This is a genomic window from Streptomyces sp. NRRL F-2664 (genome assembly GCF_000719345.1).
Lineage (GTDB): Bacteria > Actinomycetota > Actinomycetes > Streptomycetales > Streptomycetaceae > Streptomyces.
This window is the reverse complement of the sequence record NZ_JOFX01000008.1, coordinates 19,041-32,684: the sequence shown is the minus strand read 5'-3', so window position 1 is coordinate 32,684 and position 13,644 is coordinate 19,041. Positions and strand designations below refer to the sequence as shown.

20 protein-coding genes are annotated in these 13,644 nt (G+C 69.4%); 16 read left to right on the top strand and 4 right to left on the bottom strand.

Annotation, left to right across the window (positions count from 1 at the left end):
• The first annotated feature begins 82 nt into the window (after nt 1-82).
• The 15 genes from IF89_RS0110930 (at nt 83) to IF89_RS0110855 (ending at nt 11,001) form a co-directional block, all read left to right on the top strand.
• Nucleotides 83-2,440 (top strand): hypothetical protein, encoded by a 2,358-nt coding sequence (locus IF89_RS0110930; RefSeq protein ID WP_158717839.1) that lies wholly within the window; start codon nt 83-85, stop codon nt 2,438-2,440.
• Entirely contained in the window at nt 2,437-4,746 is a 2,310-nt protein-coding gene (locus IF89_RS0110925) for a carbohydrate binding domain-containing protein (protein WP_030764727.1), read from the top strand. The genes IF89_RS0110930 and IF89_RS0110925 overlap by 4 nt, the downstream gene beginning before the upstream one ends.
• Before the next feature lie 8 nt (nt 4,747-4,754).
• Complete coding sequence (locus IF89_RS0110920) at nt 4,755-5,276, top strand: hypothetical protein (protein WP_030764724.1); 522 nt, start codon at nt 4,755-4,757, stop codon at nt 5,274-5,276.
• Nucleotides 5,273-5,821, top strand: coding sequence for a hypothetical protein (locus tag IF89_RS0110915; protein WP_030764721.1), 549 nt, complete (start codon nt 5,273-5,275; stop codon nt 5,819-5,821). The genes IF89_RS0110920 and IF89_RS0110915 overlap by 4 nt, the downstream gene beginning before the upstream one ends.
• A 61-nt stretch (nt 5,822-5,882) precedes the next feature.
• The gene (locus IF89_RS0110910; protein ID WP_030764718.1) at nt 5,883-6,617 is read left to right on the top strand and encodes a hypothetical protein; all 735 of its coding nucleotides are present in this window, start codon (nt 5,883-5,885) and stop codon (nt 6,615-6,617) included.
• 1 nt (nt 6,618) lies between these two features.
• Complete coding sequence (locus IF89_RS0110905; protein WP_030764715.1) at nt 6,619-6,879, top strand: hypothetical protein; 261 nt, start codon at nt 6,619-6,621, stop codon at nt 6,877-6,879.
• A gap of 14 nt (nt 6,880-6,893) precedes the next feature.
• Entirely contained in the window at nt 6,894-7,250 is a 357-nt protein-coding gene (locus tag IF89_RS0110900) for a hypothetical protein (RefSeq protein WP_051806960.1), read from the top strand.
• Nucleotides 7,251-7,691: a hypothetical protein gene (locus IF89_RS0110895; protein WP_030764710.1), complete on the top strand. Its 441-nt coding sequence runs from the start codon at nt 7,251-7,253 to the stop codon at nt 7,689-7,691.
• Nucleotides 7,692-7,750: 59 nt separating this feature from the next.
• Nucleotides 7,751-8,050, top strand: a complete 300-nt coding sequence (locus IF89_RS0110890) for a hypothetical protein (protein WP_234327720.1) — start codon at nt 7,751-7,753, stop codon at nt 8,048-8,050.
• A 528-nt stretch (nt 8,051-8,578) separates the two neighbouring features.
• The gene (locus IF89_RS0110880; RefSeq protein ID WP_030764703.1) at nt 8,579-9,184 is read left to right on the top strand and encodes a recombinase family protein; all 606 of its coding nucleotides are present in this window, start codon (nt 8,579-8,581) and stop codon (nt 9,182-9,184) included.
• Nucleotides 9,181-9,621, top strand: coding sequence for an endonuclease domain-containing protein (locus tag IF89_RS0110875; RefSeq protein WP_158717838.1), 441 nt, complete (start codon nt 9,181-9,183; stop codon nt 9,619-9,621). The genes IF89_RS0110880 and IF89_RS0110875 overlap by 4 nt, the downstream gene beginning before the upstream one ends.
• A 27-nt stretch (nt 9,622-9,648) precedes the next feature.
• Complete coding sequence (locus IF89_RS0110870; protein ID WP_030764697.1) at nt 9,649-9,879, top strand: hypothetical protein; 231 nt, start codon at nt 9,649-9,651, stop codon at nt 9,877-9,879.
• Nucleotides 9,880-9,923: 44 nt separating this feature from the next.
• Nucleotides 9,924-10,142 (top strand): hypothetical protein, encoded by a 219-nt coding sequence (locus IF89_RS0110865; RefSeq protein WP_030764695.1) that lies wholly within the window; start codon nt 9,924-9,926, stop codon nt 10,140-10,142.
• An 80-nt stretch (nt 10,143-10,222) separates the two neighbouring features.
• On the top strand, nt 10,223-10,588 hold the full coding sequence (locus IF89_RS0110860) for a hypothetical protein (protein WP_030764692.1): 366 nt from the start codon (nt 10,223-10,225) through the stop codon (nt 10,586-10,588).
• A 140-nt stretch (nt 10,589-10,728) separates the two neighbouring features.
• Nucleotides 10,729-11,001, top strand: coding sequence for a hypothetical protein (locus tag IF89_RS0110855; protein WP_030764691.1), 273 nt, complete (start codon nt 10,729-10,731; stop codon nt 10,999-11,001).
• A 254-nt stretch (nt 11,002-11,255) separates the two neighbouring features.
• On the opposite strand, the gene IF89_RS49610 is transcribed toward IF89_RS0110855, so the two are convergent.
• The 4 genes from IF89_RS49610 to IF89_RS0110840 all read right to left on the bottom strand — a co-directional run bounded on the left by IF89_RS49610 (nt 11,256) and on the right by IF89_RS0110840 (nt 13,267).
• The gene (locus IF89_RS49610) at nt 11,256-11,810 is read right to left on the bottom strand and encodes an FxLYD domain-containing protein (protein ID WP_420706905.1); all 555 of its coding nucleotides are present in this window, start codon (nt 11,808-11,810) and stop codon (nt 11,256-11,258) included.
• A gap of 47 nt (nt 11,811-11,857) precedes the next feature.
• The gene (locus IF89_RS0110850) at nt 11,858-12,190 is read right to left on the bottom strand and encodes a DUF6233 domain-containing protein (RefSeq protein ID WP_030764688.1); all 333 of its coding nucleotides are present in this window, start codon (nt 12,188-12,190) and stop codon (nt 11,858-11,860) included.
• Between the two features lie 161 nt (nt 12,191-12,351).
• Nucleotides 12,352-12,501, bottom strand: coding sequence for a hypothetical protein (locus IF89_RS46945; RefSeq protein ID WP_199820490.1), 150 nt, complete (start codon nt 12,499-12,501; stop codon nt 12,352-12,354).
• Between the two features lie 10 nt (nt 12,502-12,511).
• Nucleotides 12,512-13,267 carry a hypothetical protein gene (locus IF89_RS0110840; protein ID WP_030764685.1) on the bottom strand — a complete coding sequence of 252 codons (756 nt, stop codon included), beginning with the start codon at nt 13,265-13,267 and terminating at the stop codon, nt 12,512-12,514.
• A gap of 110 nt (nt 13,268-13,377) precedes the next feature.
• On the opposite strand from IF89_RS0110840, the gene IF89_RS0110835 reads away from it, so the two are divergent.
• A complete protein-coding gene (locus IF89_RS0110835; protein WP_030764683.1) occupies nt 13,378-13,572 on the top strand; it encodes a hypothetical protein in 195 nt (64 codons plus the stop codon).
• Nucleotides 13,573-13,644 lie beyond the last annotated feature (72 nt).

Sequence of the window (13,644 nt, the reverse complement as noted above, 5' to 3'; positions counted from 1 at the left end):
GACAACTGGACTGTCGAGGAGTTCGACGAGCTCTGCGCCTGGATCGACCGACACCAAGCCGCAGCGGCGAAGGGGGACTCCAGTGGCTGAGCGCATGGCTTTCATCCTCGACGGCGACGACAACTTGTCTCCCGTGTTCCGGCGTATCGGGGAGTCCGCCGAGCGGTTCCACCACCGGATCAACGAAGCGGTCGACGAGTCCGGGGGCGAACTGCGGGCGTTCACCCGCGGTGCCGGCGGTGGGCTGCAGGAACTCGCCCGGACCATGGACGGCGCGGGCCGGGCCGCCGACAGTCTCGGCGACGGCAGCGCGGACGCAGCGGTCGAGGTACGGAACCTTGGCGAGGCCGCGGCCGATGCCAACCAGCAGGTGGCGCAGCTGACCCGCGACTCCCGCGGCCGCCTGCGGGACCTGCGCGGCCGGTTCGTCACCGCGGCGGAGGCAGCCGAGCGGTTCGGGGTCGACATCAACACCGTGGTGCCCAGCCTGAACCGGGTGAGCGGCGCCGCGGGCGATGCGACCACAGCGCTCGGCGCCCTCGGCGGCAAGGGCGGCGGGGGCATGGGCGGCGTCATGGGCGGCGTAGCGGCCGTCGCCGGCCTCTCGCTGCTGCCCGCGCTCGGCGCCCTGGTCCCGATGCTGCTCGGCGCCGGCACCGCAGCCATCACCATGAAGTTGGGTTTCTCTGGGATTTCCGACGCGATGCAGGCGGCGACCAAGGGGAAGAAGGAGTACGAGAAGGCCCTCAAGGCTCTCCCGCCTCCGGCCCGGGAATTCACTAAGCAGCTTGTGGCCACGAAGAAGGAATTCTCTGGACTGAGTGGCGAGATTCAGAAAGCGATGCTGCCTGGATTCACGCAGGCTCTGAAAGATTCCAGTCCCGTCATCAAGATTCTCGGCTCGGCCATGACCGAGTTGGGCGCCGGGTTCGGAAAGGCGGCGGCCGGCGCCGGGCGCCTGATGAAGGACGGCGAGTTCCAGCGGGAACTCACCGCGAACTTGAAGCTCGGCAAGATCTTCGTCGACGACCTGACCCGAGGATTGGGCGGCCTGGGTCGAGGCTTCTTGCAGTTCGGCGCGACCAGCGAGCACACGCTGCGCTCTCTGTCGGGTGGCCTCTCCGATCTGCTGGCCAAGGGCCTGCCCGGGATGTTCCAGGGGCTGCAGCGCGGGACCGAGGGTTCGTCGAAGTTCCTCGACGGCCTCTTCGGGATGATCAACAAACTGCTGCCGTCCATCGGCCGGTTCAGCGGCGAGGTCGCTCGGATCTTCGGCCCGTTCCTCGGCGAACAGATGTCGCTCCTGGGCAATGTCCTGTCGCGCAGCCTGGATCTCTTCGGCGTAGCGATCCGCACCCTGTCCCCGGTGTTCAAGGATTTGACGTTCGGACTGAAAGCAGCCTGGCTGCTCGCGCAGCCTTTCGCGTCTGCTTTCAAGGATGCGGGCGCCGCAATTCTCGGCGCCTTCACTCCCGGCACGGATGCGGTCAACAATTTCCGGGGACCGTTGCAGCGACTGCACGCCACGGTCCAGGAGAACAAGCTGGGCCTGATGGAGTTCGCCCGCATCGGCGGGAACATGATGCTCACCCTCGCCGAGGGCGTGCTCAAGTCCCTGCCGATCGCCCTGCAGGGGTTCCGGCTGCTGGCGACCGGAGCGCTGACCGCACTCGACGCGATCATCTCCGGCCTGGCCATGACCATCGGGAAGATTCCCGGCATCGGTGACGAGTTCGTCGAGGCCAACCGCACCTTTGACTCCTTCAAGAACTCTTTCATCAGCGGGCTGCACACCGCCGAACAGAAGACCGCAGCGTTCTCCGCATCGGTGGCGCCGCGCCTCAGCCAGAACCGGCTGCAGATGAACATCTCGTCCTGGGAAAGCCAGATCAAAGTCGCCAAGGGCCAGCTGGCGTCTGTCCCGCCGGAGAAGCGGGCCGCGCTGCAGGCACACATCGGGCAGCTTGAGGCCAAGGTCGCCGAGGCCAAGCGCGAGTTGCGATCGATCCCGGACGAGACGGTCTACCTGACCGTCATCTCACGGAACCTGACCGACTCCTCACTCAACCGCAGCCGCATCGTCGACGGCCGGCTCACCCGTGCACGTGGCGGCATCGTCCGCGGGCCCGGAACCAGCACCTCGGACAGCATCCCCGCCTGGCTGTCCGACGGCGAGTACGTCGTCAGCGCCGCCGCGGTGCAGCAGATCGGGGTGAGCAACCTCGACGCGCTCAACCGCGGCCGCTCCCTGGCCGCAGTCCCCGCGGCGGCCGGGCCGGTTGCGCGGCCTGCGGTGCAGGCGCAGGGCTCCACCGTGGTGCAGAACTACATCACCATCGAGGGCGCCATGGACCCGGTCGCCGTCGCCCAGCAGCTGGAACGGGTCCTGCTCAAGCTGCAGCGCAGCTACGGCCTGCCGACGGGGGTGCTGTCGCGGTGACGATCAAGCCCGTGTTGCGGGTGGCCTTCGGTTTCGCGCCGATGGCCACCTCGGTCAACTGGACCGACATCAGCCAGTGGGTCGACCTCGCGTCCGGGATCCGCTGCACCCGCGGCGCCGCCGACGAGCTGACCCAGACCCAGCCCAGCACCATGAGCCTGACCCTGGACAACACCGACGGCCGGTTCTCCGCCGGCCTGGCCACCTCCCCCTACTACCCCTACGTCCGCCCCGGCTGCCCGATCCAGCTCGGCATCGTCACCCTCGCCGGGAAGAACCACATCCGCACCCCGGGGTTCGAGGGCGGCAGCATGGACGGCTGGAGCAACAGCGCGACCAGCCCCGCGTTCGCGGTCGTCCCCAGCACCACCCGCGCCCACTCCGGTACCTACTCCCTGAACGTGGCTTGGCAGAACACGGGGACGGGTGGGGTCGTCGAGCAGACGGTGTACGGCCTGGACGTGGGCGTCACCTACACCCTGTCGGGCTGGGTGTGGGTGCCGACCGGGGACCCGGCCGTGCGCTGGCTCATCGACGGCGGCAGCCCCGGCACGGCCTCCGCCGTGACCAACGCCTGGACGCAGATCACCAAGACCTTCGTGGCGACGAGCACCAGTCACACGGTGCAGCTCACCACGAACGTGACCTCGCCGCTCGCCCTGGACACGGTGTGGCTGGACGATGTCCAGCTGGAGGTCGGGGCGTCCGCGGCCAGCTTCGACAGTGCGGGCGCGGACCTGCACTGGCGGTTCTACGGGCTGGTGAATCAGTGGGACACCGAGTGGATCACCCGGCAGAGCAAGGTGCTCCTGACCGCGACCGACTTTTTCAAGAACCTGTCGCGGCAGCCGCAGTTGGATGCGCTCCTCAGCGAGGAAATCAAGCAGCTCAACCCCGTCCTGTACTACCCCCTGACCGAGCCGTCGACCTCCGTGTCCGCCGGTGACCTGGGCGGCACCGGCGCGGGCAGCCTCGTCCAGGCGCAGGTCGGCACCGGTGGGTCCGTCACGTTCGCCGAGGTGCCCGGCCCGGCGGCCACCGAGGTGAACGTCCTCCAGATGGCGCCCGCCGGCGCGTCCAATGGGATCCGGCTGGACGCCTACATGGGTGCCTACGCCGAGGAGCAGACCACCCTGACGAACGTCACCTTCGAGTGCTGGTTCCAGACGTCGACGGTGGGCCGCTACTTCATGGCCGCCCGCTCCGACTCCTTCCAGCACGAGATCGTGTTCGGGTTGAACGGCAGCGGCTATCTGATCATCGAGCACACCGGGGCGGGTGGCGCCCGGACCGTGTCCGTCGTCAACGCGACCAACCTCGCTGACGGGGCCTGGCACCACGTCGTCTACGACGAGTTCGACCAGGACGTCTACATCGACGGCGGTGCCCCGATCACCGTGTCGATCGTGCCCATGCTCGCGCTGCGCTACCTGTCGATCGGCGGCTACCCCGACCAGCTGTGGGCCGGGGCCGTCGCCCATGCGGCGATCTACACCGGCAACCAGACCCCTGCGCTGATCGCCGCCCATTACGACGCCGGGATGACCGGCTACGCCGGTGAGGACTCCGACGAGCGGATCCTGCGCCTCGCCGGGTACGCGGGCGTTGTCGCCGTCGACGCGGTCGGCGACTTCTCCCCCGTCGCTTCCCAGGGCCGCGGCGGGAGCAGCGCCCTGGAACTGATGCGCGCCGTCGAGGCCACCGAGGGCGGCCGGCTGGCCAGCCACCGCGACGGCCATGCGCTCCTCTTCCAGAGCAGGACCGTCCGCTACAGCACACCCATCGCGCTCACCCTGGACTTCGGCGACCTGGAAACCGACGGCGTCCAGTACGCGGCCGATGACCAGAAGCTCGTCAACCAGTACAAGGTGACCCGCCCGGGTGGCGCGACACAGCGCGTGGTCGCCGCCTCGTCGGTCACCGCGTTCGGGCCGGCACCGAAGGAGGACACGATCCTGACGGTGACCGACGCCGAGGCACTGGACGCGGCGAACTGGAGGGTCTCGCGGTACGCGACCGTGGAGCCGGAACTGCGGGAGCTGCCGATCCGAGCGTATGCGCAGTCGGTCGCCACCTACCGGACGCTCCTCGACGCGGACATCTCCACCCTGTTCGCGGTGACCGGGCTGCCCGCGCAGGCGCCCGCCAGCACGGTGACAGCGAGAGTCGAGGGCTACGTCGAGACCATCGGCCTGGAGTCCCACCTGATCCAGTTCCACACCTCGCGCGGCCAGACCGACGCGGCATGGACGCTCGACAGCAGCACGTACAGCGTCCTCGGTTCCACCACCCGGCTCGGCTACTAGGAGGCCCCGTGCGCATCAAGGACACCCCCGTGCGGCGGGCCCAGCACTTCTACACGCCGTCACCCGACCAGCGGCCCGACGCCTGGGACCTGGTCCCCCCGGCCGAGCGGGCATGGCGCTGGTACGAGCAGCAGGTGCAGCGCCGCGTCACCCCGCCCGCCGGGATGCTCCTCGGCGCCGGCATCTACGCCCGGATCAACCACGGCCGCTGGGTGGCCGACTGCCCGTGCGGCAGCGCCCAGGTCGTCACCCCGGACGACCCGCGGTTCGCCTGCCCCGAGTGCGGCTACGGCTGGGCGCGGCTCATCTTCCCCGCGCAGCCCGCGGCCGCCGAGGAGGAGGTGTCGGCCCGGCCGCCGCACGAGCGGAACTGGTGGCATGCCGATGACGAGACGGCGTGGGACCGGCGCCGGCCGCCGGTGCCGGACAAGGGCGCGGGCCGACAGGACCCGGTACCTGAGGAGCCCGCGCCGGTCGAGCCTGACCCGAAGGACCCGCTGCTCGATGCGAAGGGAGGGCCGGGCCGATGATGATGCTGGCCACGCCGCGAACCTGGGTGGTCGGCGAGGTCGTCACCGCCGCGCAGCTCAACGCGGAGATCCGCGACCAGTTCAACGCGCTCATCAACTCCAACCCTGAGATCGTCAAGTCCGGGGACACCCCGCGGCCATCGACAACGACTCTGGCCGCGGACCCCCACCTCGCGCTTGCCGTCGCGGCCAGCGCCACCTACATGGTCGAAGGGTTCATCGACTACGACGGCGTATTCGGCGCCGGCGGCCTCAAGGTCGACTGGACCCTGCCGGCGGGTGCGACCATGCGCTGGGGCCTGCTCGGCAACGTCGTCGCCGACACCACCCAGAAGGCGGCGACGAACACAACCGACCAGACCGGCAGCCTGACCGTTGGTACCTACGGCACGGGCGGCACCCACACCCACGCCCGGCTGTCCGGCCACCTCACCACCGCTGGCACGGCCGGAACCATGACGATGCGCTGGGCGCAGAACGCCTCCAACGCCACCGCGACCACGGTCTACGCGAAGTCCTGGATCCGCCTCCGCCGCGTCACCTGACCCGCCCCACCCCGCAGCCCCGCCCGTTGGCCGGGGCTGCCCTCATGCCCTGGAGGCCCGCATGTCCACCGGCGCCCAGTTCTACCCCGGCGCCTCGACGGCGTACCGATACGACGGCCGCTACCCGGGGCTGATGCAGGAGATCAACTGCTGCGTCACCCACACCACCGAGGGCACGTCGCTCCCCGACTACGGAGGCGGGGTGAGCGCACCCAACGTCACGATCCTGCCGGACATCCCGAACAAGCGGATCAGGGTGTACGCGCACTTCCCCGCAGACATGTCCGCCCGCGCGCTCGTCGACAACCCGAACACCGAGGTCCGCACCAACCGCAACAACTGCCATCAGGTCGAACTCGTCGGCAGCTGCGACCCCGCACGCCGCACGAGCTGGGGCACCCGCCGGGCCGGCGTCGACTACATCTACTGGCCCGACGCCCCGGACTGGCTGCTCCGCGAGTACGCCAAGTACGTGGCGTGGCTGCACACCGAACACGGCGTCCCGCTCGCCTCTACCCCGCGGCCGTGGTTGCCGTACCCGACGAGCTACGGCAACAGCAAGGCCCGCATGACGCTCGACGAGTGGCACAACTTCAAGGGCCACTGCGGGCACATGCACGTCCCCGACGGCAACGACCACGGCGACCCCGGCAACACCCGTATGGACCTCGTCCTCGGCTACGCCAAGACCATCGTGAGCGGCGACAAGCCCGACCCCGGGCAGCCGCCGACCGTCCCCTCTGTCCCCGCGCCCCGGTACCGCCGGCCGCGCGCCTACCGAGCGATCGGACTCTGAGATGACCACACCTCCCACCACCCCGCCGCCCGCACCCAAGGTCCCCAAGCCCGAAGGCCTCATCCTCGTCAAGGGCCAGCCTCAGCAGGGCGACGGCAAGGCCGTATTCGGCATCTGGCCCAGCGGCTACGTCCGGCAGATCACCGCCGCCGAGTACACGCTGTGGGGCAACCCGCCGATCGACCACTGGATCCCCGGCACCGCAGACGGCGACGCCCAGTTCAACCAGCTCTTCGCCTACGACAAGGCCCTCCGGGGCTGAGAGGACCACCCATCATGATCTTCAAGAGAGAGCCGGCGCTCTGGCTCGGCCTGGCCGCCATCGTCGTCAAGCTGCTGGCCGCGTTCGGCATGGACGTGTCTGCCGAGCAGCAGGCCGTCATCAACGCGGTCGCCGCGGCCCTCGTCGGCCTGATCCTCGCCGTAGTCGCCGGAGACGCGATCGGCGCCGCCGTCCTCGGTTTCGCGCAGGCCGTCCTGGCGCTCGCCGTCGGCTTCGGCCTCGACTGGTCTGCGGAGCAGCAGGCCGTCGCCCTCGCCGCCGCGGCCGCGGTAGTCGCGATGTGGGATCGGACGCAGATCGCCGCGCCGGCCCCGTCTGCCGCGGTACGGCGCCCGCTCTCGGGCGTGTAGATGAGGTGCCGTGCGGTCCGGCGGCTCCGACAGCAGCTGGGCCGCCGCGGCCATTTCCTCCTCATCCTCGGCATCGGCAAGACATGCTGGGGCGTCAGCTTCCTTGTCGATCCACCCAACGCGGAGGGGCTGCGGCTCCTCACGCAGGTGTGCTCACTGCGTCACTGGGCTTGGCTGTGGATCGTCGCAGGACTCATCACCACGATCTCCGCGTTCCTGCGCGTCGGCCGTGATCGATGGGGGTTCGTCGCTGCACTGGTTCCGCCGGCCGTGTGGGCGATCGCTTACCTCGCCGCTGTCATCAGCGGCGACTACTCCCGCGGCGCATGGGTCGCCGTCTGGTACCTGACCTCCCACGTGGGGGTGATCATGTGGGCCGCGACGGTGCCCGAGCACTCCGTGCCCAAGCCTCCGCGGACCCGGAGAGCTGAGGGCGGATGACAGGGGTCTGGGCAGCAGTAGTCACGGTCGCCGCGGCCGTGCTCACACTCGTGGGGGCGGTGTACACGGCACGCTCGTCTCGGGCCGCCGCTGCGGCGACCGCGCGTGCGACCGAGGTAGCAGCCGTCGTGCAAAGCGAGCCGGCACAGCGGGCGGCAGACCTGCAGGCCTTCCGCGAGATCCGGGAGAAGGACCGGGCGGACCTTGCCGAGACCCGCGAGGAAGTCCGGTCGCTACGATCGCTGGTGCGCGCCTTCGTCTTCTACGTCGGCGACCTCACCGCGCAGATGCGGCAGGCCGGTATCGAGCCTCCCGTGCCGCCGGATCGCATCACCGAGTACAACCGAACTGGAGTGTGACCCATGGGCGATGAGCGCGACTGCCCGCCGAGACCGTCGATCCGGCCGTTCCTCGAACCGGACCTGCCGCCGGCCGACGACGAGGCCGACACCGACTGACACCGCCCCCACCCCCTGCCGAGCGCAGGGCGGTGGGGGCGCTTTGCTATGTCCAGCCTCGCTTCCGTCGCTCCTCGCGGCTGAAGGCCTCGCCGCATGTGGTGCACACCTTGTCGCCCGTCCTGCCTCCGAGGTCGAACTCGGTCTCGAGCGTTGGGTGATCGCATGGCGGCGACCCCTTCGCGCGCCAGGCCTGCTCAAGTTTCGTCGCTTCGCTGCTCTGCATGCAGGCGACCTTACGTCGCGGCACGGACAGCCGACGGGATGCAGTGGGACCGTCGACTGTTCATCAATCGGTCGGAAGGTGAACGCGGCCACCGGCTCGGGCCGAACTCGTCGCTCCAGCATCCCAGTTGTTCAGAAACTCGTTCATCTATCTGCTACTGTTCAGGTAGGTTACGCAGCGTTTGATGAACGAAGGGGAGTTGAATGGCCCTCGTCGGGCTCGTCCGCGTCAGTACCGACAAGCAGAACACCCAACGCCAGCACGACGCTCTCGATCCGATCTGCCTCAAGGTCTTCGAAGAGAAGATGAGCGGCAAGCTCCTCACCGAAGAGCGCCCCGGCCTTCTCGCCGCCATCGAGTACGTCCGCGAAGGCGACATGCTCTGCGTCCAGGAAGTCGACCGCCTCGGCCGCAACCTCCTCGAAGGCCTCATCGTCCTGAACGACCTCTTCGAGCGCGGCATCGCAGTCAAGGTGCTCGAAGGCATCGCAGCCGGCGAACACAAGGAGCGCTCGCTGATCCTGGACCTCGCACTGGCGCTCGCCGAGGACCGCCGCCGCGACATCGTGCGAAAGACCAAGGACGGCCTGGAGTCGGCGCGAAAGCGCGGCCGGGTCGGCGGCCGGAAGCCGGTCATGACGGAGGCGCTCACGATCCAGGCCGCGGCCCTGCGAGCGAAGGGCTTCACCATCCGGCAGATCCAGCCGCACCTCCGCATCGTCGAGGGCAAGAGCAAGGGCAAGAACCCAAGCATCGGTGCCATCTCCCAGGCGTTGCGCGCCCACGACACGGGGGCGGTACAGCAGTGACCGCCAGCCTTGAGTGGGCAATGGGGGAGATGCGCCGCCGGGATGCTGCCGAGGAAGTGTGGCTCGGGTCCACGCTGCAGGGCCGCCCGACTTTCGGCGAGGCTGAGGTCCTTGATCTCCAAGGCATCCTGTCCTGTCACGCCTGGGCCGTGCCTGACGAGCCCATCCCGGCGCACCTCTCGCCGACGGATGCTTTGCGGCGGTGGCAGGCCGGCGCGTGCGCGATGTGCAGCGCCCGTCGGGGAAGCCTGGTCGTCGACCACTGCCACGAAACTGGGTTCGTCCGCGGCCTGCTATGCCGCAGTTGCAACTCGGCGGAGCCGCATTCGACCGCGCCCAGCTTCGCCGCGTACCGCTCTCGATCGCCAGCCGTCATGCTCCAGGTCGAGGAGCAGTACGGCTCGCCATGGGATGGCTTCGGCCGTACCGACACCTAGCCCAGACGTTATGCGCTGGGAGGCGTGATGGATCTCGACTGGCAGTTCACGCAGGCTTGGCCGGGTGACCCGACGTGCGGCGGGTACGTGCCGCGGGTTGGCGAGCACGTGTTCTGCTACCGGCCGTCGGACGGCGCGTCCCGCTGCGGCATCGTGGACGACAACCGCGCCGGGCTGTTCCTGACGACCTGCGCCGGCGAGCGCGTCGCCCTCACCGCCGAGCGTTGGGCGGCCACGGCCACGCCAGCCTGCACGTAACGAACGTCCGCCCTGCCACACTGGAGCCACCCGAAGGAGACGCCTTGACCGACGGCGAACGCTCAGCCCTGGATCGCGTCACAGCCAACTTGCGCAGCATGAAGGAGGCGTCGGACCGGTTGCGGGTGCAGCTGGCCAAGGCGACCGAGGTGGGCTGGCAGGCCATCGGAATGATGCGAGAGGCCGAGCTTGCCGGTCTCCGCGAGCACCCGGACTTGGCCGAGCTGGAAGTCTGGTTGGACGGTCTCTACGGCGAGGCCTGACGCCTGTCGGTGCCGCGTGCCAAGATGTACCGGCCGCCCCGTCGGGGGGTGGCGCAGCACCTGGTCCTATCGGAGGACTTATGGCTCTCAGCCGCATTGCCCGCGAGCACGCCGCGGAGATCAAGAACCACGACTGGTCGGACGCCCCCTGGCGCACCGACCGGGCCGGCCACCATCACGACGTGGACAGCAAGCACAAGATGTCCGAGCGTGTTCTCGACGAGGACGAGACGCGCCGTGTCCGAACCAACGTCATGTGGGTGACCGCGCAGGTGCTCGCCTATCAGGACCCTAACTTCGACGTGTACGAGTTCGCCGAAGCCTGCGGCGTTGACACACGGACCCGAAGCGGCCGCGTTAACGGCAGCATCGCAGCCGGCCTTCGCTCGGACGGTGCGGGACAGTTCGCGAGGCCTGGCACCTACGACTTCGACGAGACTCCGTAGCGTCTTTAGCGCCCGCTCCCGCATCCGGCGGGGGCGGGCCTTCTCGTACTTGCCGTCCGCCGAGCGCCGCCGGGATGCGCGCACGCCCCGGCCGGGTGAACCTGAAGGGGATCCTGACCCCTCACACGCAAGGGATAGCCATGATCAAGAAGCTTCACGAGATGGGCTTGCGGAGCGAGCACGCGTACATGGCAGCGTTCGCCTCGATCGGTCTTTCCATCGCCGCATGGGCGACGTCCCTCAGCGCCGAGCCGGGTGCCGGCCTTGATCGCGCTGACCGGTGGGGCATCTTCGTTGGCGAATGGGCTCCCACCTTCTTCGGGCTCGGTCTGGCCCTGTCCCATTACGAGCAGTCGGAGGGGACCCTCCTCGCCAGCGTCAGCGACATCCGCGAGGAACCCGAAGCCATGTGAGTGCCCGCGGGCACGCTGTGCGCATCGGAACGCCCGCCCCTGGTGACGCTCGGGGCGGGCGTTCTGCTTTCTGGAATCTTGATCTGTCATATGCCTACCGCGCCGGGGCCTGCGGGTTTACGGTGCATCCACCGGTCCTGACCATCCCGGGCCCGGCGCCCTCCCGGCTCCCCACGGGAGGGTCGTCGCGCGCTTACTCGGCGGGCGGTCGCATGCCAAGCCGCCATCGCAGCCGCCAGCACGACCGGCGAAGCTCAAGAGGCAAAGCGGGTAACGTCCGTGATCCGGCAGACCGTACCGGCTGGGACTTGGTCGAGACCCTGAGCCTCTACCGCCGACTGCTGTCCCGGTGCGACGCCACTTGAGGAGGCGTAGGCCTCGCTCAGTCTCCTGCCGGCAGCGTCGACGAACTCGACGTGGACCAAGTAGGTGCTCGGCTTGCTGGATCGATTAGTGATCAACAAATCTGCGCTCGGCCAGCCCGTTGACGAATCCACCCCGCATGCCGTGATCTGCACGTCCCCCTTCGGCCCCGTCGCTTCGCGCCCCGTCGGCGCCTCCGTGCCGGCAGGCCTGGACTCCGGGGCTACGGGCCGCCGGTCCGGATTGCCACCCCCGCCCAGCAGCAGCCCGCCGATCAGTAGCAGTGCCACCACAGTGAGCGCCCCCAGACACGAGAACCCAATGATCCTCCCAGCTGCGCCTCTTCGCGGCGGAGGCGGCGTCCCCCACCCCTGACCCGCTGGCGATGGCGGTCCCTGCCCCGGCCCCCGCCCCCAGCCCCCTGGTGGCGGTTCTTGCTTCCACATGTTTCCAGGCTCCGTCCGGATGCAGCCTGGCGCATCTGGATGCCGGCCTAGTCCAGCACGCCGAGCGCGGTGTCGGGCCGGCAATGGGTGCAAGCCTCCACGTTGTCGGCCAGCGCCCGCCGTGCGGTGTCCCGGTCTGCCGGTGCGCAGCGTGAGCGGGTGTCCCAGCAGCCGCCGACGTGCACGCGGACTGGGGTGCGGCCGACGCCGATGCCGTGCTCGATGAGCCAGTCTGGTGGCGGCGGGGGATCCCGGCGGGCAGCCGCTGCGGCGGCCTGCTGTTCGGCGGCCGTGATCTGCTGCCGGACGCGCTCCAGGGTGAGGACGAGCCACGTCTCCAGGGTGCGGAGGCGGGGGAGGTCAGGCGGCAGATCGGACACATGTTCGAGTCTACGCCGATCGGGGCAGGTCATTGTCAGCGCCTGTCGGTACAGTCATGAACACCACACACTCACCGATTCTGCTGGTCGGTGATGTGCTTTCGATCTTCGCCCCACCGGACCCCGCCCCAGGGGACAGCGCCCGGTGGGGCGGAGGCGTGTCAGGCGGCCTGCTCCCGCTCAGCCTGCAGCGCCTCGGCGTACTCGACGACGAGCCGGTGGTAGCGGTCGACGTCCTCGGGGAGCGGCCTGCCGTTGTTCTGCAGCAGCGCCCGGATCTCCTCGTTCACGACCTCCGCGGACCGGATCATGCACCCGATCCTACGAGCCGCCACCGACACCCGGAACCGGCCGGCCGCCCTCCCACAGCGCATCGACGTGCTGCGCGAACCGGTCGAATAGCCCGTCCGCTTGCAGCCGGCGCAAGTGCAGCATCGGCGACTCATGCCCGAGGAGGTTCGCGATGTGCGGCGTCACCAGCATCTCGTCGTCGAAGACGAACGCCGACAGGGCAATGTGGTCGTCCGAGAAGCGGGCCTCCAGCCCCGGCAGCGGCCCCATCTGCTGCAGCTGGGCCAGCGTCATCCGGATGCGGGTGCCGACCGTAAGCGGGCTGTCCTCGACCTGCTCACGCCGCCGGGTGACCTCCGACTCCGGATCCCCTACCAAGAACCGCACCTGCACGCCGGCCTCGGCCTTGGCACGCAGCCGCTCGGCGGCCTTCGGCTGCTCCTGCCAGATGAAGTAGTTCGTGTAGCCGGCGAAGACGATGCGCCGCTTCGCCCCGTCGATCAGCGACGACCAGACGGTGGGCGGACAGGTGTTCCGGTAGGCGTAGGTGGCGATGACCTCCCGGTCGGTACCGGTCTTGATCGCATCCCTGACGGCCTTCGGCCAGAGCATCTCCGCACTCACTCCCAACACCTCGGCGACCGCGGCCCGCGCCTCAGCCCGCGGCACGCGCGCCTCTGAAGCCAGCCATCTGTCGACCGTCTTCCCCGCGACGCCGACCTTACGGGCCAGGCTGGAGCGGGTCATCCCGGCCCCGGTCATGGCGTCTCTCAGCGCGACGTTCACGGATCCCCCAGGACGGTCTGCACGGTGTACGGCGACGCTACCGGCGGAACGTCCCAGGCGTCCCAGAAAGGCGGGTGGAAGCGTCCCCGACGGCAGGGCAGAGTACGGGTATGAGCGACACCCTCCCCCCTCTCCCGCCGGTCGGCGACCTGTCCGAGCAGCAGGTGCGTGGCACGGCCTGCGTGCACTGCGGGATCGTGCTGGACAACGCGACCGCGGTCGACCTCGGGGAGCGCCGCACCGGCCGTGCCGGAGGACGGGTCCGCTGGTTCCCGCGGGCCTGCCCCGAGCATGCCGGCACCTAGACCCCCGCTCCTCCTGGTGCGGCGGCGCTGGGGGGAGCGGGAACCGGCCGGTAATTGAATGGTTGACTCCGG

Excerpts from the sequence above, each read along its gene's own strand:
- IF89_RS0110905 (WP_030764715.1), top strand. The coding sequence starts at position 6,619 with ATGACCACACCTCCCACCACCCCGCCGCCCGCACCCAAGGTCCCCAAG.
- IF89_RS49610 (WP_420706905.1), bottom strand. The coding sequence starts at position 11,810 with ATGTGGAAGCAAGAACCGCCACCAGGGGGCTGGGGGCGGGGGCCGGGG.
- IF89_RS0110895 (WP_030764710.1), top strand. The coding sequence starts at position 7,251 with ATGAGGTGCCGTGCGGTCCGGCGGCTCCGACAGCAGCTGGGCCGCCGC.
- IF89_RS0110900 (WP_051806960.1), top strand. The coding sequence starts at position 6,894 with ATGATCTTCAAGAGAGAGCCGGCGCTCTGGCTCGGCCTGGCCGCCATC.
- IF89_RS0110855 (WP_030764691.1), top strand. The coding sequence starts at position 10,729 with ATGATCAAGAAGCTTCACGAGATGGGCTTGCGGAGCGAGCACGCGTAC.
- IF89_RS46945 (WP_199820490.1), bottom strand. The coding sequence starts at position 12,501 with ATGATCCGGTCCGCGGAGGTCGTGAACGAGGAGATCCGGGCGCTGCTG.
- IF89_RS0110860 (WP_030764692.1), top strand. The coding sequence starts at position 10,223 with ATGGCTCTCAGCCGCATTGCCCGCGAGCACGCCGCGGAGATCAAGAAC.
- IF89_RS0110880 (WP_030764703.1), top strand. The coding sequence starts at position 8,579 with ATGGCCCTCGTCGGGCTCGTCCGCGTCAGTACCGACAAGCAGAACACC.
- IF89_RS0110835 (WP_030764683.1), top strand. The coding sequence starts at position 13,378 with ATGAGCGACACCCTCCCCCCTCTCCCGCCGGTCGGCGACCTGTCCGAG.
- IF89_RS0110915 (WP_030764721.1), top strand. The coding sequence starts at position 5,273 with ATGATGATGCTGGCCACGCCGCGAACCTGGGTGGTCGGCGAGGTCGTC.
- IF89_RS0110870 (WP_030764697.1), top strand. The coding sequence starts at position 9,649 with ATGGATCTCGACTGGCAGTTCACGCAGGCTTGGCCGGGTGACCCGACG.
- IF89_RS0110910 (WP_030764718.1), top strand. The coding sequence starts at position 5,883 with ATGTCCACCGGCGCCCAGTTCTACCCCGGCGCCTCGACGGCGTACCGA.